The sequence below is a fragment of the Halobacillus hunanensis genome (genome assembly GCF_900166655.1).
GTDB lineage: Bacteria > Bacillota > Bacilli > Bacillales > Halobacillaceae > Halobacillus_A > Halobacillus_A hunanensis.
On the sequence record NZ_FVZB01000007.1, the window covers coordinates 897127 to 917730 of the forward strand.

The following is a 20604-nucleotide window of genomic DNA, read 5'->3' on the forward strand; positions in this document are numbered from 1 at the left end:
TTGCTTTGTTTTCTAAAGTATTAATTGCAAACCGCGGTGAAATTGCATCAAGAGTGATCCGCACTTGTGCCAGGTTAAATATTAAAACGGTAGCCGTTTACTCGGAAGCTGATCAGCATGCACCCTATGTGGAAGAAGCAGATGAGAGCTATTTAATTGGCAAACCGCGTGTGAATGAATCATATTTGAACGCCGATAAAATAATACAGGTTGCTCAAAAATCAGGAGCAGAAGCCATTCATCCTGGTTATGGGCTGTTAAGTGAAAATGCTGATTTTGCTAGAAAAGTTCGTGAAGCCGGAATCACGTTCATCGGGCCTTCCGCTGATGTGATGGCAAAAATGGGCGATAAAATTGCGGCTCGAAACGAAATGAAGCAAGCAAGGGTTCCGATTGTACCTGGTACAGAAGAAGCTGTAGCTGATGTAGAAGCAGCCAAGGCCATCGCTAAAGATTTTGGCTATCCGCTTATGCTTAAAGCTGCCGCTGGCGGGGGTGGAATCGGGATGCAGGCTGTTAAGAACGACCAGGAGCTCGAAAAGGCCTTTGAAGGCAACCAAAAGCGTGCTGAAACATTTTTCGGAAATGGCAAAATGTTTATGGAAAAGCAGATTATCGATCCAAGGCATATCGAAATTCAAGTGTTAGCTGACGAGTTCGGAAATGCTGTGCACTTATTTGAGCGGGAATGTTCCATTCAACGCCGCCATCAAAAAGTTGTCGAAGAGGCTCCTTCCCCATTTTTATCAGAAAAAACAAGACAGCAGATGGGGGAAAGCGCGCTTAAAGCTGTTCACTCTCTCGGTTACGCCAATGCAGGTACGATTGAATTTCTAGTGGATAAAGAGGAGAATTATTATTTTCTAGAAATGAACACACGCCTTCAGGTAGAGCATCCCGTAACGGAAGAAATCACGGGACTTGACCTTGTAGAACAGCAGCTGCGGATTGCTGCGGGAGAGAAGCTGGCAATAACACAGGACGACCTCTCGATCCAGGGTCATGCGATTGAAGTACGCATTTATGCTGAGGATTCGAATACGTTCTTTCCATCCCCAGGACAAATAACAAACTTAGTATTACCGCAAGGAGAAGGGATTCGTCATGAATTAGCTGTCCATGGCGATTCACAGGTCACTCCTTTTTATGACCCTATGATTGCGAAGCTTGTCGTCAGCGGGGCCTCTCGTGATGAAGCGATCGGTCGGCTGACCAAAGCGCTTCATCAATATGAAGTGCAGGGGATCAAAAATAATGTCATGATGCTAAAACGTATCATTACACATGAGAAATTCAAACAGGGTGACACGAAGACATCATTTATTGAAAACTACTATTTACCAACTCTCACAAATCACTAAGGAGGATGAACAATGAACGAAGTAAAAGCATCTATGGCAGGCAGTGTTTGGAAGATCGTAGCTCAAGCAGGAGATCAAGTGAAGAATGGGGAGGACATCGCGATTTTAGAATCGATGAAAATGGAAATCCCAATTCCTTCGGAGGCTGATGGAACTGTAAAAGAATTGAAGGTATCAGAAGGCGATTTTGTTAATGAAGGCGACGTTATTGCCATTATTGAATAAATAGGAGCGGGTAAGATGTTCAAGCGGCCGGAAAAAGTCACCATTAAAGAAGTTGGCCCTCGTGACGGGCTGCAAAACGAAAAGACGAGTATCGCCACGGAAGACAAAATTGAATGGATTAATCAATTATCGGAAGCGGGCTATGACTATATAGAGATTAGTTCATTTGTTCATCCGAAGTGGATCCCTCAACTGAAAGATGCAAGAGAAGTTGCCAAAGGTATTACCCGAAAAAAAGGAATTACTTATGCAGCACTGGTACCGAATATGAAAGGTCTTGAAGCAGCGCTTGAAACCAATGTAGATGAAGTATCTGTATTCATGTCCGCAAGTGAATCTCATAACAAAAACAATATTAACAAAACCATTGAAGAAACATATCCAGTACTTGAAGAAGTAGTTAAAGAAGCAAAGGCAAGTAACAAACGAGTACGGGGATATGTTTCAACAGTGTTCGGATGCCCATATGAAGGGGATATTCCACCAAGTCAGGTGTTGAGTGTATCCAACAGGCTGTTTGACATGGGAATTGATGAGCTGTCGCTCGGAGATACGATTGGTGTAGCGAATCCGCATCAAGTTGATGAGACCCTGCAATTTTTAAAAGGGAAACTTGATTTTTCTAAACTGGCCATGCATTTTCATAACACACAGGGAATGGCTTTAGCCAACGTCTTAGTTTCCTTACAGCATGACATTAAAATATTTGACGGTTCCTTAGGTGGTCTTGGCGGCTGTCCTTATGCCAAAGGAGCTTCCGGAAATTTAGCTACGGATGATTTAGTTCACATGCTTGAATCGATGGGTATTGAAACAGGTATTGCTCAAGGGAAGCTGCTGGAGGCGGCCAGCTTTATTCAAGACAAACTTGGCAAGTCTCTGCCGAGTCACCAAATGCATGTGCACAAATGAATTCAGTAACGGAGGTGTATGTCATTGAGTCCATTAGTTACTCTTGAAATCACGGATGAACGAATTGGGTACCTTACCTTAAATAGACCTGAGGCCGCGAATAGTCTGTCTACTGCTTTATTAGATGAACTCACAAGCGTACTTGCAGAGGTAAACCACTCTGACGCCAATGTACTCATTGTAACAGGAAGCGGTGAAAAAGCCTTCTGTGCAGGAGCTGACTTAAAGGAAAGGGCCGGGATGTCACAAGATGAAGTCGTTCAAACAGTGGAGAAAATTGGGGATGCGATCCGTAAGCTGGAACAGATCGAGATCCCAACCATTGCTATGATCAATGGCGCAGCATATGGAGGAGGACTTGAACTTGCTCTTGCCTGTGACCTTAGAGTGTTGACTTCTAATGCCAAGGTAGGGCTGACCGAAACGTCGTTAGCGATCATTCCAGGAGCGGGCGGCACGCAGCGATTGACACGTTTAATCGGCTTAGGGAAAGCAAAAGAAATGATCTTTACTGCAAAGCCGATCCAGGCTGATAAAGCTCTGACGATTGGTTTAGTTGAAGGCGTTTATACAACTAGTGAGCTAAAAGCTGAAACCCATGCACTTGCTGCGCAAATCGCTAAAAACGGTCCAATTGCGTTAAAACAGTCAAAGAAAGCGATCCAACATGGCAGTCAAACGGACTTGGCTACAGGTCTTGAAATCGAGCGAATGTGTTACAAGCGAACCATTCCGACAGAGGACAGGATCGAAGGATTGCAAGCTTTTAAAGAGAAGCGAAAACCTGAATACACAGGTAAATAAACGATAAGGCGGTGGACGAGATGAACGAAACATTAGAACATATGAACGAAAAAGTATCTTCAGGCGGTTCGCCAAAATATCACGAAAAAAATCAAGAAAAAGGCAAGATGTTTGTTCGGGAGCGTCTGAGTCAATTATTTGATGATGATTTAAACATTGAGGATGCCTTTTTTGCAAACTGTATGGATGGTTCTCTTCCAGCAGATGGTGTTGTGACAGGGATTGGTAAAGTCAACGGGGAACAAGTTTGTGTGATGGCTAATGATTCTACTGTAAAGGCGGGTTCCTGGGGTGCTCGTACTGTAGAGAAGATTATCCGTATTCAGGAGACGGCGATGAAGCTAGAGATCCCGATGCTTTATTTAGTGGATTCAGCTGGAGCGAGAATAACTGATCAGGTTGAAATGTTTCCTAACCGCAGAGGAGCAGGACGTATTTTCCATAACCAAATTAAATTATCCGGGCGTGTCCCGCAAATTTGCTTGCTATTTGGTCCATCAGCCGCAGGAGGAGCCTACATACCTGCATTTTGTGACATTGTAGTGATGGTGGATGGTAATGCCTCGATGTACTTAGGGTCACCTCGAATGGCTGAGAAAGTGATTGGCGAGAAGGTGACACTTGAGGAGATGGGCGGTGCTAACATGCATTGTTCTGTTTCTGGTTGTGGAGATGTGCTGACTAAGGACGAACCGGAAGCGATTGCTTATGCAAGGAACTATTTATCCTATTTTCCTTCAAACTTCCGCCATCCAGCTAAACGACAAGAACCTGTTAGGCCCGCTTCATTAGAAAAAACGATTTCGGAAATCATCCCAGATAATCAAAATGCTCCCTTTAATATGTATGACCTTATCGACCGCTTAATTGACGAGGGATCATTTTGTGAAATTAAAAAGAAATTTGCTCCTGAAATCATTACAGGGTTATCGCGAATTGATGGCCGCACCGTAGGAATTATTGCCAATCAGCCGAGAGCGAAAGGCGGAGTATTATTCCCGGATTCTGCCGACAAATCGGCTAAGTTTATGCAGCTTTGTGACGCCTTTAATATTCCGCTGCTCTTCCTGGTAGATATTCCAGGGTTCATGATCGGAACGAAAGTAGAACGGGCAGGGATCATCCGACATGGTGCAAAAATGTTATCAGCGATGAGTGAAGCAACCGTTCCTAAGATCTCCGTAATTGTGCGGAAGGCCTATGGAGCAGGTCTTTACGCAATGGCTGGACCAGCCTTTGAACCAGATGCTTGTATAGCACTTCCATCTGCACAAATTGCGGTAATGGGACCAGAAGCAGCTGTTAATGCGGTTTATGCTAATAAAATTGCTGAACTTGATGAAGCAGATCGTCCTGCTTTCATTAAAGAAAAACATGAAGAATATAAAGAAAACATTGATATTTATCGGTTAGCGTCAGAATTAGTTGTAGATGATATTATTCAACCCGATCGCCTGAGGGATGACTTATCTTTACGGTTTGAAGCTTATTCCAACAAGAATGTTACATTTACTGAGCGTAAACATGGTGTGTATCCTGTATAAAAAAGTAAATCCACTACCTTTCAATAGGTAGTGGATTTTTTAATAGTTTTCTTTATTTGTTTATAAGATAATTCTGTCCGATCGAGCGAATTTCGTTTACGGCATCAGGGTTCTCGAGGGCACTCAAGTCTCCGGATGGTTCATTTAAATAAGCTGATTTAATGGCTCGTCTCATGACTTTAGCATTTCGTGTTTTAGGTAAATCCTGAACAGCAAATACTTTTTTAGGGGCAAGAGCTTTCCCAAGCTTATGAGCTAAATAATCTCTGAGTTCATCGATTAAAGCCGTTGTCTGTTCTTGTTTTAATACAACAAATGCTACAGCTTCTTCGCCTTTAACTTCATGAGGAACACCAATTACACCGGCCTCAATTACGGCGTCGTGGGATACAAGTACGGATTCGACTTCTGCAGGTCCTAAACGTTTTCCTGCTACGTTTAATACGTCATCGGACCGGCCGGTGATCGTATAGTATCCCTCTTCATCAACTGTTACCCAGTCTCCGTGAACCCAGGTGTCTTCAAATTTGCTCCAGTAGGACTGTTCGTATCGTTCATTATCTTTATAGAATCCTTTCGTCATACCGACCCACGGTTGTTTTAAAACGAGTTCGCCAACTTCATTGACTAGCGATTGTCCATTGTCGTCATACACATCCACGTCCATGCCAGGCAATGCTGCGTTGAATGTTACGGGCTGAATCGGCTTAACAAGAACATTTCCGAATATGCCTCCAGAAACTTCAGTTCCACCGGAGTAATTAAAAATAGGAACTCTGGAATGACCAACGTTTTTAAATAACCATTGCCACGGTTCAGGATTCCAAGGTTCTCCGGTTGAACCGATTAGTTTTAAGGACGATAAGTTATGTTTTTCTATCCAGTCAAGCCCATGCTTACTCATGGATCGAATCAGGGTTGGAGAAATACCAAGGTGTGTCACCTCGTAACGTTCAACCAACTCCCATAGTCGATCTGGCTGGGGATAGTCAGGCGTTCCTTCAAACATAACGATTGAAGCACCGTTCATTAAACCCCCATATACGAGGAATGGACCCATCATCCATCCCATATCGGTGTACCAAAAAAACGTATCCTCTGAAGTAACATCCATACATAACCCGGCATCAAAAGCAGATTTGATGGGGAAACCAGCATGTGTATGAAGAACCCCTTTTGGCTTGCCTGTGGTTCCGGATGTATAAATGAGCATATACGGATCATCTGCTGAGGTTGATTTCGTCTCATATGTTTTATTATGATCTTTCACTTGATTATAGGTTAGATCGCGCTTGTCCTTCCAAGTAACATTCTGCTGCGTACGTTCGACTACAATCACATGCTCGAGTGAATCACAAGCATCTGCAGCCATGTCAGCTTCATCTTTCATATTAATGGATTTACCTCTGCGGTAAAAACCATCGGCCGTAATTAATACTTTTGATTCAGCTGCCTGGATTCGTGTCGCAATCGCTTCAGATTTATAGCCGGAAAAGGTTGGGCAAAATATCGCGCCGATTTTCGAAACGGCCAGCATAGAAATCAGCGTCTCTGGAAGCATGGGTAAATAGATGGTCACAACATCGCCTTTTCCTAATCCTAGTTTATCTAACCCATTTGAAAACGCATTCACTTCTTCGTAGAGTTCAGCATAAGTAAATGAACGTTTCTCTCCATCATCGCCTTCCCAGTAAAGGGCGATCTCATGTTTCTTATCATCGTTTTGAGCCCACTTGTCAAGAGCGTTGTGAACCACATTCATCTTTCCGTTTACAAACCAATCAGGATATTTAATTCCAGAGGAAAGGTCGAGTGTTTTTGAGTACGGCTGATCCCATTCAATACCAAGCTCCGATACAGCTTGGTCCCAGAACCAGGCGATATTCTCAGTTGATTTTTTCTGAAAGGCATCATAATCTTCATAGCCGTGTTTCTTCATCCATTTGTACAGTCGTGTGTTCTGTTTCTGTTCATTTGTAGGAATCCATGCTGCTTCGTATGTAGACATATTAATCCTCCTAGTTTGATCCTAATTATCAGAAATATCCTAATTATAGTATAACTGAAAACGGTTCATAAATGAATGATACTTCATGTTATTTTGAAAAATATCGGCCGGGACGAGGATAGTTTTCGATCAACATGGTATAATTTTATTGTTTTGTCAGTCATTTAGTGATAAAGTCAAAATCGGATGAAAGTCGAAGGCGAATAACGAATATTTCCAAGTTGATTTGAAACATTTATTATTACCATCGATTTTAAAAGAATGTTATTCTATAAGTGAAATAGTTACTTGTAGATATGGAATTTAGGAGGTAGATTATGAGAATTATTGTAGCAGGGGGAGACGGGTTCTGTGGTTGGCCAACCGCATTGTACCTATCCAAACAAGGACATGATGTAACGATTGTCGATAACTTGGTACGCAGAAAGATTGATGATGAGTTGAAATCTAATTCTGTAACACCAATTGCCACATTAGAAGAACGAGTAGCAAAATGGAAAGAACTGACCGGAAAAGAGATTCAAACGTTTATCGGGGATCTCAATCATTACGATTTTCTTCGTGAAGTATTCCGCCAGACAAATCCTGATGCTTTCGTACATTTTGCTGAGCAGCGTTCAGCCCCATACTCTATGATTGACCGTGAACACGCCGTTTACACGCAGTCAAATAATGTAATCGGGAACCTAAACGTCCTTTATGCGATTAAAGAATTTGCTCCAGAATGTCACCTCATTAAGTTAGGAACAATGGGAGAGTATGGTACACCGAACATTGATATAGAAGAAGGATACATTGAAATCGAACACAAAGGACGGAAAGATTTGCTTCCTTATCCGAAGCAGCCTGGTTCGTTCTACCATTTATCCAAAGTACATGATAGCCATAATATCATGTTTGCTTGTAAAATCTGGGGTATCCGTGCAACTGACTTAAACCAAGGTGTTGTTTATGGATTACATACAGATGAAACGAAAATGGACCCTGCACTTGCGAACCGCGTCGATTATGATGGGGTATACGGAACAGCTTTAAATCGTTTTATTAATCAAGCTGCAATTGGTCATGATATTACGGTATATGGCAGCGGCGGACAAACACGTGCCTTTTTAAATATTGAAGATACCGTGCGTTGTGTGGAAATTGCTGCAGAGAATCCGGCAGACCAGGGCGAATTTCGTGTATTTAACCAATTTACAGAATGGTTCTCCGTTAATGATCTGGCTGAGAGAGTTCAGAAGATCGCTAAAGAAGAGGGACTTAACACGCAAGTTAAAAAGATTGAAAACCCTCGTATTGAAGCGGAAGAGCATTATTATAATGCAGTAAACACGAAGCTTCGTGATCTTGGTCTGGAACCGCATCTGCTTACAGATGATGTAATTCGCGATATTTTACAGGTGGCTGTGGATAATAAAGACCGTATTATTGAAGAGAATGTTTTACCATCTATAACTTGGAAGTAAGGAGTTAACTGCTTTGAAAATCGCCATCATAACAGAGACATTTTTGCCATCAACGGATGGAGTCGTAACAAGACTGAAGGAAGCAATCAAATATTTGCGCAAACAAGATCACGACGTTATTGTTATTGCTCCAGACCTGGGTGTAACAGAATATGAGGGTGCGATTGTCGAGGGCGTGAAGACGACGACAATGCCTTTTTATCGTTCGAAAAAGTTTTCAATGCCGCAAAAAAAAGTGAAGAGTCTCCTTCAAAAGCATAATCCTGATTTAGTTCACGTCGTCAATCCTGCGTTTGTTGGAGCTGCGGGGGTCTACTATGCCAGCAAGCTGAACTACCCTTTACTTGCTTCTTATCATACGCATGTGCCTAAGTATTTAAATTATTATCGACTATACCCATTTGTCCCGGCAGTATGGTGGTATTTTCGAAAGCTGCACAACTTCGCAGATTTGAATTTATGCACTTCGAAGGCAATTCAAGGTGAACTACACGAGAAAAACTTTCACAATGTCCATGTATGGGACAGGGGTGTTGCCATTGATCATTACCACCCCCATCACAAAAATGGAGCAATGCGGGAACGGCTTTCCGGCGGTGAAGCAAGCAACAAACTTCTTGTGTTCGTTGGAAGATTGGCACCGGAAAAGGAAATTGAAAAGATCAAACCACTTCTTGAAGAACGCGATGACTTGTCCCTTGCTATTGTAGGCGATGGTCCGAATAGAGAAACACTTGAGAAAACATTCGCGGGTACAAACACCGTTTTTACTGGTTTACTCCATGGTGATGAATTGGCTCAAGCTTTCGCTTCTTCTGATGCCTTAATATTTCCATCCGTGACGGAAACGCTTGGACTTGTGATATTAGAATCGATGGCGTCCGGATTGCCAGTCATTGCAGCGAAGAGCGGACCGACAATGGAACAGGTTGAAGATGGACGTACAGGGCTATTATTTGAAAATGAAAACACAGCTAGTATGATCGCAGCAGTCGATCGTTTAGAAGATGAACAGCTATATCAGTATTTGAGCGAGAACGCCAGAAAAGAAGCAGAAAAACACAGCTGGCAAAAACCAGCCAAGCAAATTCTCAACTATTATTATCAAACATTAGAGGTTTACCAGCAAAACCAGGCAAAACCAACAAAAAAATCAAAGGTTAAAGTCACAGAGTAAAGGCTCTGTGACTTTTTCTGTCTGATACATAAATACTCTCTCTTGAAACTTAGTAGCAACTCCGAAACCTTTGAAAAAACATCTACAATCATCATTGGACCCAAAGGTGAAAATACGATTTTAATTGTTCACAAACAATAACCACTCTAAAGAATTAACAAGAGTTTGTACAGATAGAAATATTATTGGTGAAGAGTATCTTTCCCTGCAGTATTATCATTCCATTTGTATGTGAACTCTTTGTGAAAAACCGCCCAATTGTTTGTAATAACATGAAGAATCAGTTACTTTAGGAGTGAATGACCACTCAGTCAAAATTTGAGTGTCATGTATAATGAAAACGTTGGAAATTTGAGAGGAGAATAAATAATGTCATCCATCAATGGAAAACAGGAAACAAATGATCAGTTATTCTCACCAGAGTTCAATCAAAATCCCTACCCAGCTTTCAACAAACTAAGACAAGAAGATCCTATTCATCAAACATTATTGCCAAACGGGAACTTTTCTTGGATTGTAACACGTTATGATGACGCTGTAGCCGTTCTAAAGGATCCTCGTTTCATAAAGGACTATACGTACTTTCTGGGGGAGGAACAAGAGGAAGAACAGACAGAGTCGAATATTTTTGTTAAAAACATGCTTTTTTCTGATCCACCTGACCACAAACGACTGCGTGGGCTCGTTCAAAAGGCTTTTACACCTAAAATGATTGAAGGTTTACGAGGAAGAATTAAAGAAATCACGGATGATTTACTTGATAAGGTAGAGCCAAATGGGAAGATGAATTTGATCGATGATTTTGCTTTTCCTTTGCCAATTATTGTCATTTGTGAGATGCTTGGTGTTCCTAGTCAAGACCGTAACAAGTTTCGGACCTGGTCAAACACACTTGTAGAAGCTTCTAATGATCCAGAAGAAGCTGCGCAGCTTCAAACCCATATGGCAGAATTTGTGATGTATCTTAAAGAGTTAATTGCTATACGTCGTCAAGATCCTAAAGATGATATGATCAGTAAATTAATCCAATCTGAAGAAGAAGGAGACAGCCTTTCTGAGCAGGAACTTTATGGTGTTATCTCCTTACTGATCATTGCTGGTCACGAAACTACAGTCAATTTAGTTACAAATGGAGTATTGGCCTTACTTGAAAATCCTGAACAAAAGCAGCAGTTAATAAACGATCCATCATTAATTGAGTCAGCACTGGAAGAATTTCTACGTTATAACGGTCCAGTTGAATTCAGTACAGACCGCTGGGCTGCTGAAGATGTGGAGTTACGAGGGGAAACCATTGCTAAAGGAGACCATGTGATTGTTGCATTGGACTCAGCTAATCGTGACTCGGAACAGTTTGAAGATCCAGATGTATTTGATATTACTCGCGGTAAAAGCAAGCATCTGGCTTTTGGAAAAGGAATTCATTTTTGTCTGGGGGCTCCACTTGCCAGATTAGAAGCAGAGGTGGCTGTAACAACATTATTAAGACGTATGCCTGGTCTTCAATTGAATACAACTTCTGAAAAATTGGAGTGGCGTCCTGGAATGCTGATGCGCGGTTTAAAAGAATTGCCTGTAGCATTTTGATTAAAAACACTGCTGGATTATAGTCCAGCAGTGTTTACCACTTGGTTTAAAGGATTATTTTTCTGCATATAAATCTGTTGTTGTTTTTTCCCTTGATGATAGACCTTCGAGAATCATTTTCTTCATATAACCATGGAATACAAACTCTCCTATAGTAATGGCTACAGCTAAAAAGAATGAGACTGTTCCTAACGGTACGGATTCTTCAAATAATAAGGATCCTAATATCCAAATCCAAAAAAAGGCTACTCCCATATCAGCTACTGTCGCTATCATATTTCCTAACTTAGGCAAGATAAACAAGTCACCTATTATAAATGAAACGATTGTTAAACCTATGCTTGTGATTAAAATGTCTGCCAAAGAGATTCCAAAGAATACCCCTAAGAAGAACCATAATATTGCGGTCATCATCACAAGTTTTATGAAAAATGCTTTAATATACTTCATGATATCCTCCTTCTAATTTCTCTACATTATGTTGTCCTTTTTCTTTTCATTTAATCGAATCAATGACTTAAATATGAAGTGCTTGTTGATAATTATTTCCAGGATTCCATAAATCACGCGTGCCAAGATGAGGTAATACATTCTTTTCAACTGTATAGAGGGTCAATGCGAATGAAATCACAAAAACATCCACACAATACTATGGATGTTTTAACTAGAAAGGAGAAATAGTCATGCCACAACAACAAGCTCAACAAACTCTTCAACAGATTGCTCAGATCGCTCAGCAGCTTCAACAACAAGAACAGCAAAATGCTCAACAGCTCCAACAATCACAACAACAAGGTGGAGCCAATATGAGCGCGCAACAGCAAATGGCTCAACGCGAACAAAATGCTGCCCAGCAGCTTCAACAAATTCAACAACTTGCTCAACAGTGTCAACAGCAAATGAACCAGCAATAAGGAGAAGATGATCCTTTAGCCCCGTATCGCAGCGATACGGGGCTATTTAACTTGGCAAAATAGAAGGCTCTCACTTCATATCTGTCATTTACTTTAGATGACCAACATAAATCTAACTAGATCCAGATTAAAAAGCTTTCGATTTAAAGTATAAAAAATAGCAGCAAAATTTTAGGTTTGAGCAATGACAAACGGGGTAAAAAGTTAGCATTAGTATGAAATGAGAAACCGAAGTAGGCAGAATCACTTTTTAGTCTAGCATGTAAGACCATTGGCTATTTTTACATCCTAAATCATGGAGGAGGAATAATGATGAACATCACTCCTGATCAGAAGAAAAAAGTTCTACCGGTGACTACTGATCAGCAACGTATGAATGCTCTTATTTCTGAATTGACAAGGAGTAAAAAGAAAATAAAAAAAGATGAAAAGGCCTATTACGACGAAAAAAAGGATAAAAAAGTCATCGAGCAGTATTATGGCGAGATAAATTTTAACAACGTAGACGAAGATGACTTTTTAAACAAGTTAGGGAATCTCCTTAAGGAAACCCATACGAATCCATTGTCATATGATCCAAGCGAGTATGTTTACCCATGGGTAGATTTGAGACCAGACGGTGATCTAATCAGTATTTATTCCGGAAAACAGAGGCGTCCTGAAGACGTTATGCGTGAGGATTATGAAACCTCCTTACGCCGCCAACAAGAAGTAGAAAAAGCAAATGAAAAAGACAGTGAACAGATTGAGTCAGAACTTTTCCGTATTGAAAAGGAGTTCAAATATAATTGTGAGCATGCTGTGCCTCAATCCTGGTTTAATGAACAGGAACCGATGCGTGGTGATCTCCATCATTTATTTACCTGTGAACCTGTATGTAATTCAATTAGATCTAATTATCCTTATTATGACTTTACTGATTATACTCCAGGAAACATAAGTGTGGAACGCGTAGAGGAGTCTTGCGGGAAAGCTGAAGAGGAATTATTCGAACCTGAATTTGCAAAGGGAACTGTTGCAAGAGCCATGCTGTATTTTCTTCTTAGATACCCTGATCAGATCGAGCAGAAATATCAAAAGAAGATTGATACAGAGCTGTTGCTGAATTGGCATCAAAAGTTCCAGCCCTCACTTTATGAAAAGCACCGAAATCAAGCGATTTATCAACTTCAGGGGAACCGTAATCCATATATAGATTTTCCTGAGATGTTTTTATAAACAGAGAATGCACAAGTAAGCATATTATTTATTCTGGATTCCTGTCACGAGTCAACCTCCTGAAAACATATGTTACCAATGAGGTTTACGTTAAGACAGGAGGAGAACAATGTATTCTCATTACTTTAATTGGCCACAAGTCAATTCACATGGATATCATCCATATCTAGCCTATCCTTTCCATAATTACAGGGGCTATGTACCATATTATTACCGTCAACAGCCGGTGAGGGGGCAAGCTACTTGGACAGAAGGAGGACAGGTTACACAATGTGGAATTCCGTGGTCAGAAAATCACTATATGACAGCAGCTGTCGGAGAAAATTCACCTTATCAATGTGGGCAAACACTTAAGATTAGAAACTTAGCTTCCCAGAGGGAAGTACTAGTAACCATTGTAGACAAAGTGCCAGGGTATCCTCCAAATAAAATTAATTTGCATCGTCAAGCTTTTCAAACATTGGGTGGTAATTTAGACGCGGGTGTGATCAATATTGAAATCACTCCATCACCTGAATTAGAGCAAGAAAAGTGGGGGAAATATTTATTAGAAGTTACTCAGACTGCCTATCCTGAGTATAATGTAATTGAATATAATTCAGTAGGGAAAACGCAATTATCTGCCACACAAATAAAAGAAACATATGAATATATATTAACTTCCCCACAGGAACGTATTAAGGTGCGAGGAAATGTTATTTATAATCCTGACACCGACAGAGTGATTTCATTTGATATTAAGGAAGTATGAGCAGCATAATACCTTATACAATGAAATTGTAAACAGGCATGGAGCTTTTGAAGCATACATGCCTGTTTTATTTGGATTATTTACTTGCCTTCGTCCTTGAGTTCTTCACGTAAACTTTCAATACTTTCTTCACGTCGTTGATTCTTTTCCTGAATTTGATTCATTTCGTCTTGGCTCATTTCTTCAGAGTGTGCTTTTACATAATCATTTGCTTCATCCATATTTTGCAAAGTGTGACCGATATTCTTTTCAATTCTTTCTTTATTATTAGAACGGTCGTCTGGTTTTGCCATGATTGATACCTCCTTTTTTGCCGGTATAAATAGTATGCACGGGGGCAAAGAGTCTATGTATCAGGTTGGAAAAGATAAAGGTGTGTTACTATTAATTAAAGACCAAATCAGTTGAACAGGAGGAATTTAACATGTGCAAACACCATCCTTTTGTTAAGGGAGTAAACGTTGATCAACATACAAAATGTGCCCATTATCATACAGATGTCGATATTATCGCGATTAAATTTTACTGCTGCAATGACTATTTTGCTTGCTATTTTTGCCATCAGGAAGTTTCAAACCATAATGTTTCAAAGTGGCCGCAAAGCCGCTGGAATGAGCGAGCTATTCTATGTGGAAGCTGTAAACATGAATTAACCATTTCTGAATATATGGCCTCTACAAATTGTCCTCATTGTGAAAACCGTTTTAATGAGAAATGCAGTAATCACTTTCATCTTTACTTTGAGATGACAGAGCCACCTTCAGACACCACGTGCCATTCGTAAAATATTTTAAGTTTATTTTTAAACATCCGTATCTTTCAGCAGACTTTTTCCGTTTATACATATGAAAGACATTTTAGAGGAGGTAAAAACATGCGGCCGCTTGTTCATAACACTCCAATTGCAAGAGAAACAGATTTTGAGTCAGCTATAGAGAACCATATACCTGATTTACAGAAGTATTGTCAATCCCTTACCAAATCAAAATGGGAGGGGGAAGATCTCATGCAGGATACGTTAGCAAAAGCTTATAAAGCATGGACTAGGAGCCAAAGACCGATTGTTAAAGCCTATTTATTTCGTATTGCTTCAAACACTTGGATTGACGGGCACCGTAAAGTCAAAGTGAAAGAGGATTTCGTCAAAGACCTATCAGTATTTAGCCAAAAGGATGCATCCATTTCTGATTCTGTATGCCGGGCCATAGAATTGCTTCTTAGAGAATTAACTCCAAAACAGCGAGTAGTCTTGTTACTCGTAGAAGGACTAGGGCTTACTTCAAAAGAAACCGCAGAAATGCTATCTGACAGTGAAGGCTCAATTAAGGGTACGCTCCATAGAGCTCGTAAAAAGGTAAAAAAGATAAAACACTCTTACGAAAATTTAGACTTTGCGGAAGAGGATCCGGTTCAATACGTGACCGCACTTCGTAATGGAAATCCTTCTACTTTTGTGCAGCTTTATCACCAAGAAACACAGGGTTTACGGATGATGATGAGAGACGCTACGTCAAAGCTTACTATTCTGCCAATAGTTCTTACGATTACTGGAGAGACTTGTGCATATTTGTTGATTTCCTTTGCCACAAAAAAAGGGGATATCATGTTTATTCCTTTTTATCAAGAAGAGTTATTTTCTTTGTTGTTACAAAATGAAGAAGTCAGTAAAGGATTACCACTTGCTAGTTAGAAAGGTGTGGATACTTATGTCAAATGTGATTCCATATGTAGTGGAGCAATCAACGAGGGGAGAACGCTCCTACGATATCTATTCACGTTTATTAAAGGACCGAATCATTATCCTAGGGAGTCAAATTGATGATGCCGTTGCAAACTCAGTTGTAGCTCAGCTGCTATTTTTAACGGCGGAAGATAATAATAAGGATATTCATTTGTATATTAACTCCCCTGGAGGATCGATTTCTGCAGGAATGGCGATTTATGATACGATGCAATTCATCAAGCCGGATGTGTCAACAATTTGCACAGGATTAGCTGCTTCCATGGGCGCATTTCTCCTTTTAGCAGGGGAAAAAGGAAAACGGTACGCTCTCCCGAACGCTGAAATGATGTTACATCAGCCTTTAGGAGGAACAAAAGGTCAAGCAACGGATATTAAAATCCATGCTGATCACATAATCAAAACGAGAAAGACCATAAACAAAATCATATCAGAGCGTACAGGTCAGCCGCTCGAAAAAGTAGAGAAAGATACGGAAAGGGATTATTTTCTTACAGCTGAGGAAGCGAAAGATTATGGTATCATTGACAAACTGATGGCCCATGGAGAATAGTAGTTATACCATAAATAAATTATGTTAATAATAACATAGAAATTGATGCGCAAAATCGATACAACGATTTTGCGCTTATTTTTTGGGAAGTCCCGCCTCTAATTAGATAATTTTGGGACCTTTGTAGTTTTTATCAAATAATATGTCTATAAAATAGATACATACATATTCATGTACTAGAGCAGTGAGAGGAAAGAGGTTTGTTTGAAAGGTAATATAAACAAAATGATTTGGAGTGGTTAGGATGGACCTATTAAGAGAGGATGATAATGTTAAAATAGATAGAATTTTAAAGATAGATGACACGGAAAAATTTCTTCTTGAGCTTCAAAATTACTTATCCAGCAAACCTATAGAAAAAATAGATTTGTGTTTCTACAAAGATATTGAAATGTTGGATACGGAATTAAACAGGCTAAACATTGATGAGAAAAGGTTATTACAAATAAAAGTAACGGCATTAATTACGTATCTTGATGAGGTCAGTAGCATTCATTTACCATCACCCTTTATCATAGGGGTATTCACGGCTGTCATCTCTTTAATTCTTGGCGTCATGATAAAGGATTTAGCAGCATTTCCAGTGTGGATAATTTTCGGAATTATCATTTGCTTCGTTTTGTTTATCCCAGGCATATCTTGGTTAAATTTGATCCAATCTGGAAAGGATGCAGAATTTAAACAAGCCCTTACAACGCTTCATAGCATATTAGATATACGAAGTTAACTAAAATAATTAAGTTGGGTGTTTTCCAATATAGAAAACACCCTTTTAATATCGACGGTAACGAAAACGTATTATAATTACTATATTTATCGAAATTTTCTGGTAAAATGTTACTTATAAAAATGGTTATACATAATTGATCATTGTTTACTTAGTCGAAAACTGGAAGGGACGATGTCTATGACGATAAATCTCAGGCCAATGAATAAAGAGACATTTAATAGTTATTATCAAACTTCCATAGAAGATTATGCTGAACAACATGTTATAGCCGGGAATTGGAAGGAAGAGGATGCACGTTTACTGGCAAAGAATCAATTCGAACAATTGCTGCCGAATGGTCTACATACTAATGAACATACTCTTTTTTCTATACATGAGGATGAGGTAAACATCGGGGTTCTGTGGCTGCATGTTTATACCAATAATGGTGTGAAGCAAATGTTTATTTATGATATAAAATTAGATGAGAATCAGCGAGGTAATGGATATGGAACATCCACAATGGAGACTCTGGAGGACTACGCACAGGGTGAAGAAGTTAAACAAATCCAGTTACACGTTTTCGCTCATAATAAGCGAGCGATCGCCCTTTATAAGAAAGTTGGGTATGAAGTGTCGGGTAATTATATGATAAAGAATCTTTCATGATGAATATAAGAGAAGAGTTACTACATTTTTTTCTAGTATAGTTCAGGAAAGAGGGGAAACGTGTGAACGATAAACACAAAAAAACAACTATAGATGGAGATCAAACTATGAAAGAAGATGGGTTATTAGCTCTCTTCCATCAAGAGCTGCGTCTAGAAGCCAGTACACCAGGTTATACAAGAGAAGTCACAGAGCACCTTGTGCGTCATGTAGCCAAACAGAAAAATGAAAAAGGCTTTATTATATGCTCCCATGTAAACGCGGAAAACGCTGCTGAGATCATTGATTATGAATTGGATTACTTCAATAATCTTGACCAAGAATTCGAATGGAAAGTTTATAGCTATGATCAGCCGCATAATCTCAAAAATCTTCTCATACAGAAGGGCTTTGAAATGGAGGAAGAGGAGGCTCTTATGGTGCTCGAACTTAATAAGCAGCACCATTTGATAACTAGGCCAGCTTCTGTTTTTGTAGAAGAAATTAGGGATATGGAAGGAATTGAAGAGATTATTGCCTTAGAGAACACAATATGGGGAGAACCCCATAATGAATTAGGGGAAAAGCTCTGGAGAGATAAACAAAATGATCCAGATTCTTTATTTCTTTATGGGGTATATGATAAAGGCTTCCTTGTTAGTGCCGCCTGGATGTATATTGAACCAAATTCCTCTTTTGCGAGTTTGTGGGGTGGTTCTACATTACCATCCCAACGCGGAAAAGGTTATTATACTGCATTATTAGCTGTCAGGGCCAAACAAGCATATGGATGCGGACGAAAATACCTAACAGCAGATGCTCGACCGATGAGTCGGCCGATTCTCGAAAAGTATGGATTTGCCTGCTTAGCTTATACTTACGGCTGTCATTCACCTTCACATAAGTAAATCAACAGTAAGGATTACTAGTGCACGACTAAGTAATCCTTTTTAGATTCTTGTAATGATCTTAAATCGTAACGTATTATTTCAGTACCCTAGATAAATAAAATACATAAAATCGATTGAGATAACATCAATAATATAAGGGTGTTTATTAAATTTCATTCGAGGTGGTCTGAATGGCACAAAAAGTTTTGCTATTTGGGGACATAGGGATTGATGACACGATTGCAATTATCTATTCTTTTTTCAACAAAGATATTGAATTAGTAGGAATCGTTGCTGATTATGGGAATGTATCCAGAGAAACAGCTGTAAATAACGTGTACTATTTATACGATCTTTTTGGAATTGAAGATGGGCCGCCTATTATTGGCGGAGCAGAAGTACCGATGACTGGTGAATATCCAAGGTATGCCCCGGAAGTTCATGGCGAATCTGGTCTTGGGCCTATTACACCATCAGATTATGAGGGCGAGAGTGAAAACTTTTTTGAGATCGTGAATCTAATAGAGAAATATCAAGATGACCTCATTATAGTAAATATTGGAAGACTTACATCTCTTGCCACAATGTTTATTCTGTACCGATCTCTTATGAAGAAAGTGGATGGTTTTTATATTATGGGTGGTGCCTTCTGGGTACCTGGTAATGTAACTGCTGTGTCAGAAGCTAATTTTTATGGAGATCCTGTTGCCGTTCAAATTGTACTCAGGTATGCTCACAATGCAACTATTATACCGCTAAACGTAACTCAACAAGCGATTGTAACTCCGGAAATGGTGGACTATATTGCTTATAAAGGTAAAACGAAAATCATTAAACCATTGTTAGATTACTATTATGATTTTTATAAAGAAAGTAATCCAGGTATTCAGGGCAGCCCAGTACATGATGTTCTAACAGTAATGGCATCGATAAGGGATGATTTGTTCACATACGAAACCTTTCCCATTCATATCGTCGAAGCTACCGAAGAAATCCAAAGAGGGCAAAGCATTGCAAATTTCATGGAAAGTGATATAGCTGAATCTGATGAATTAGATAAACCACACAGAATAGCTTTCGAGTTAGATTATCCCAAGTTTTTTAATGATTTTATGAGCGTCATGACAGGGGAACCATTCAACTCAAAGAATTCAGGCTAATAAAAAGCTGTTTACGAAAACGAGAAATTCTTTTTCATAAGAATGGTCATATTTGTGTAATGAATAAATGCTGCACGATGGTAAATCAAGGAAGGGGGTATCAATTGCCAGCATTCGGCCCTCTTGTATTTCCCTGTTGATGGCGAACGAGGGGAGGAAGGAGATGCCCATACCTTCTTGAATAAATCTTTTTGCAGCGTGTGACTTAGTAATCCTAAGAAACCTGGAGGACGGAACTTGTCTTTGAATTTCCCTTTTTAATAGATCCCAGTATCCAGGATGGTGATGTGTGAAAATGATGGACTTGTTCATAAGTTCATAAGGGTCCAAAACTGGAGCATTCTCTGAATCATACCCATCGTGAGGGACTGCTAAAGTTATCGAATCACTAAACAACTTTTTACAAAATAAGCTGCCACTGCTGCTGGGCAAGCAAGAAAAAGCAATATCTACTTGATCATCTTCAATCATTTTTTGTAATTGAGAGGATTCGGTAACTTGAATGGCCAATTCTATGTCCTGGTTTTTCTCCTGATATCTACGGATGATACTTGGAAAAATACTATCAATTAATAATGGAGTCATCCCAATTGTAAATGTTTTATGATACCCTTGTTTAACACTTTTCATCTTTTGTAAGACATTTTCGTAATTTTGTATAAGGCTCATTGCTTCGATACGAAATATTCTTCCAAACTCAGTGAGTTGAATATGCCTGCCTTTTTTCTCAAACAATGTTTCCTGCAATTCCTCCTCAAGCTGTCTTATATGAAGACTTACTGCCGGTTGAGTGATGTAAAGTTTCTCAGCCGTTTTCCTATAATTAAGCTCTTCCGCAGCTATTGAAAAAGTGTTTAACCATTTTATTTCCATTTGACTCCTCCTATAAGTAATGCTTATTAAATTCATCATCATTACTTAATTTTTATTATGATA

General features: G+C 39.5%; 22 protein-coding genes. 18 read left to right on the forward strand and 4 right to left on the reverse strand.

Translation table 11 applies throughout. The annotated features are described in order from the left end of the window. The first annotated feature begins 5 nt into the window (after positions 1 to 5). The 5 genes from B5354_RS17175 to B5354_RS17195 are packed head-to-tail and all read left to right on the forward strand — an operon-like array spanning position 6 to position 4846. Positions 6 to 1361, forward strand: coding sequence for an acetyl-CoA carboxylase biotin carboxylase subunit (locus B5354_RS17175; protein ID WP_079530020.1), 1356 nt, complete (start codon positions 6 to 8; stop codon positions 1359 to 1361). Between the two features lie 12 nt (positions 1362 to 1373). Beyond that, positions 1374 to 1586: an acetyl-CoA carboxylase biotin carboxyl carrier protein subunit gene (locus B5354_RS17180; protein ID WP_079530021.1), complete on the forward strand. Its 213-nt coding sequence runs from the start codon at positions 1374 to 1376 to the stop codon at positions 1584 to 1586. A 15-nt stretch (positions 1587 to 1601) separates the two neighbouring features. Continuing rightward, entirely contained in the window at positions 1602 to 2498 is an 897-nt protein-coding gene (locus tag B5354_RS17185; RefSeq protein WP_079530022.1) for a hydroxymethylglutaryl-CoA lyase, read from the forward strand. 24 nt (positions 2499 to 2522) lie between these two features. Continuing rightward, entirely contained in the window at positions 2523 to 3302 is a 780-nt protein-coding gene (locus B5354_RS17190) for an enoyl-CoA hydratase-related protein (RefSeq protein WP_079530023.1), read from the forward strand. Between the two features lie 20 nt (positions 3303 to 3322). Further along, positions 3323 to 4846, forward strand: coding sequence for an acyl-CoA carboxylase subunit beta (locus tag B5354_RS17195; protein ID WP_079530024.1), 1524 nt, complete (start codon positions 3323 to 3325; stop codon positions 4844 to 4846). Between the two features lie 52 nt (positions 4847 to 4898). Here the strand turns inward: B5354_RS17195 and B5354_RS17200 are convergent, their stop codons facing one another. After that, the gene (locus B5354_RS17200; RefSeq protein ID WP_079530025.1) at positions 4899 to 6854 is read right to left on the reverse strand and encodes an AMP-binding protein; all 1956 of its coding nucleotides are present in this window, start codon (positions 6852 to 6854) and stop codon (positions 4899 to 4901) included. A 317-nt stretch (positions 6855 to 7171) separates the two neighbouring features. On the opposite strand from B5354_RS17200, the gene B5354_RS17205 reads away from it, so the two are divergent. The 3 genes from B5354_RS17205 (at position 7172) to B5354_RS17215 (ending at position 11084) form a co-directional block, all read left to right on the forward strand. After that, positions 7172 to 8320, forward strand: a complete 1149-nt coding sequence (locus tag B5354_RS17205) for an NAD-dependent epimerase/dehydratase family protein (RefSeq protein ID WP_079530026.1) — start codon at positions 7172 to 7174, stop codon at positions 8318 to 8320. Between the two features lie 13 nt (positions 8321 to 8333). Beyond that, positions 8334 to 9497 (forward strand): glycosyltransferase family 4 protein, encoded by a 1164-nt coding sequence (locus B5354_RS17210; RefSeq protein ID WP_079530027.1) that lies wholly within the window; start codon positions 8334 to 8336, stop codon positions 9495 to 9497. A 369-nt stretch (positions 9498 to 9866) separates the two neighbouring features. Next, positions 9867 to 11084: a cytochrome P450 family protein gene (locus tag B5354_RS17215; protein ID WP_079530028.1), complete on the forward strand. Its 1218-nt coding sequence runs from the start codon at positions 9867 to 9869 to the stop codon at positions 11082 to 11084. A 54-nt stretch (positions 11085 to 11138) separates the two neighbouring features. On the opposite strand, the gene B5354_RS17220 is transcribed toward B5354_RS17215, so the two are convergent. Further along, positions 11139 to 11534: a DUF2512 family protein gene (locus B5354_RS17220; RefSeq protein ID WP_079530029.1), complete on the reverse strand. Its 396-nt coding sequence runs from the start codon at positions 11532 to 11534 to the stop codon at positions 11139 to 11141. A 233-nt stretch (positions 11535 to 11767) separates the two neighbouring features. Here B5354_RS17220 and B5354_RS17225 point away from each other — a divergent pair, with 233 nt between their 5' ends. The 3 genes from B5354_RS17225 to B5354_RS17235 all read left to right on the forward strand — a co-directional run bounded on the left by B5354_RS17225 (position 11768) and on the right by B5354_RS17235 (position 13967). After that, positions 11768 to 11998, forward strand: a complete 231-nt coding sequence (locus B5354_RS17225) for a hypothetical protein (RefSeq protein WP_079530030.1) — start codon at positions 11768 to 11770, stop codon at positions 11996 to 11998. Between the two features lie 312 nt (positions 11999 to 12310). Continuing rightward, the gene (locus B5354_RS17230; protein ID WP_245804814.1) at positions 12311 to 13216 is read left to right on the forward strand and encodes an endonuclease I family protein; all 906 of its coding nucleotides are present in this window, start codon (positions 12311 to 12313) and stop codon (positions 13214 to 13216) included. A 109-nt stretch (positions 13217 to 13325) separates the two neighbouring features. Beyond that, a complete protein-coding gene (locus tag B5354_RS17235) occupies positions 13326 to 13967 on the forward strand; it encodes a DUF3889 domain-containing protein (RefSeq protein WP_079530032.1) in 642 nt (213 codons plus the stop codon). Between the two features lie 80 nt (positions 13968 to 14047). On the opposite strand, the gene tlp is transcribed toward B5354_RS17235, so the two are convergent. Then, positions 14048 to 14260 (reverse strand): small acid-soluble spore protein Tlp, encoded by a 213-nt coding sequence (tlp, locus tag B5354_RS17240; protein ID WP_079530033.1) that lies wholly within the window; start codon positions 14258 to 14260, stop codon positions 14048 to 14050. 131 nt (positions 14261 to 14391) lie between these two features. Between tlp and B5354_RS17245 the strand changes: the two genes are divergently transcribed. The 7 genes from B5354_RS17245 to B5354_RS17275 all read left to right on the forward strand — a co-directional run bounded on the left by B5354_RS17245 (position 14392) and on the right by B5354_RS17275 (position 19668). Continuing rightward, positions 14392 to 14751: a CHY zinc finger protein gene (locus B5354_RS17245; RefSeq protein WP_079530034.1), complete on the forward strand. Its 360-nt coding sequence runs from the start codon at positions 14392 to 14394 to the stop codon at positions 14749 to 14751. A gap of 90 nt (positions 14752 to 14841) precedes the next feature. Next, the gene (locus tag B5354_RS17250) at positions 14842 to 15657 is read left to right on the forward strand and encodes an RNA polymerase sigma factor (RefSeq protein ID WP_079530035.1); all 816 of its coding nucleotides are present in this window, start codon (positions 14842 to 14844) and stop codon (positions 15655 to 15657) included. Between the two features lie 16 nt (positions 15658 to 15673). After that, complete coding sequence (gene clpP, locus B5354_RS17255; protein ID WP_079530036.1) at positions 15674 to 16261, forward strand: ATP-dependent Clp endopeptidase proteolytic subunit ClpP; 588 nt, start codon at positions 15674 to 15676, stop codon at positions 16259 to 16261. A 244-nt stretch (positions 16262 to 16505) separates the two neighbouring features. Further along, positions 16506 to 16988, forward strand: coding sequence for a hypothetical protein (locus tag B5354_RS17260; RefSeq protein ID WP_079530037.1), 483 nt, complete (start codon positions 16506 to 16508; stop codon positions 16986 to 16988). A 174-nt stretch (positions 16989 to 17162) separates the two neighbouring features. Continuing rightward, a complete protein-coding gene (locus tag B5354_RS17265) occupies positions 17163 to 17639 on the forward strand; it encodes a GNAT family N-acetyltransferase (protein ID WP_079530038.1) in 477 nt (158 codons plus the stop codon). 62 nt (positions 17640 to 17701) lie between these two features. Next, a complete protein-coding gene (locus tag B5354_RS17270) occupies positions 17702 to 18526 on the forward strand; it encodes a GNAT family N-acetyltransferase (RefSeq protein WP_245804815.1) in 825 nt (274 codons plus the stop codon). Positions 18527 to 18699: 173 nt separating this feature from the next. After that, complete coding sequence (locus B5354_RS17275; RefSeq protein WP_079530039.1) at positions 18700 to 19668, forward strand: nucleoside hydrolase; 969 nt, start codon at positions 18700 to 18702, stop codon at positions 19666 to 19668. Here B5354_RS17275 and B5354_RS17280 read toward each other — a convergent pair. Further along, on the reverse strand, positions 19660 to 20541 hold the full coding sequence (locus tag B5354_RS17280; protein ID WP_176142526.1) for a LysR family transcriptional regulator: 882 nt from the start codon (positions 20539 to 20541) through the stop codon (positions 19660 to 19662). The genes B5354_RS17275 and B5354_RS17280 overlap by 9 nt on opposite strands. Positions 20542 to 20604: the final 63 nt, after the last annotated feature.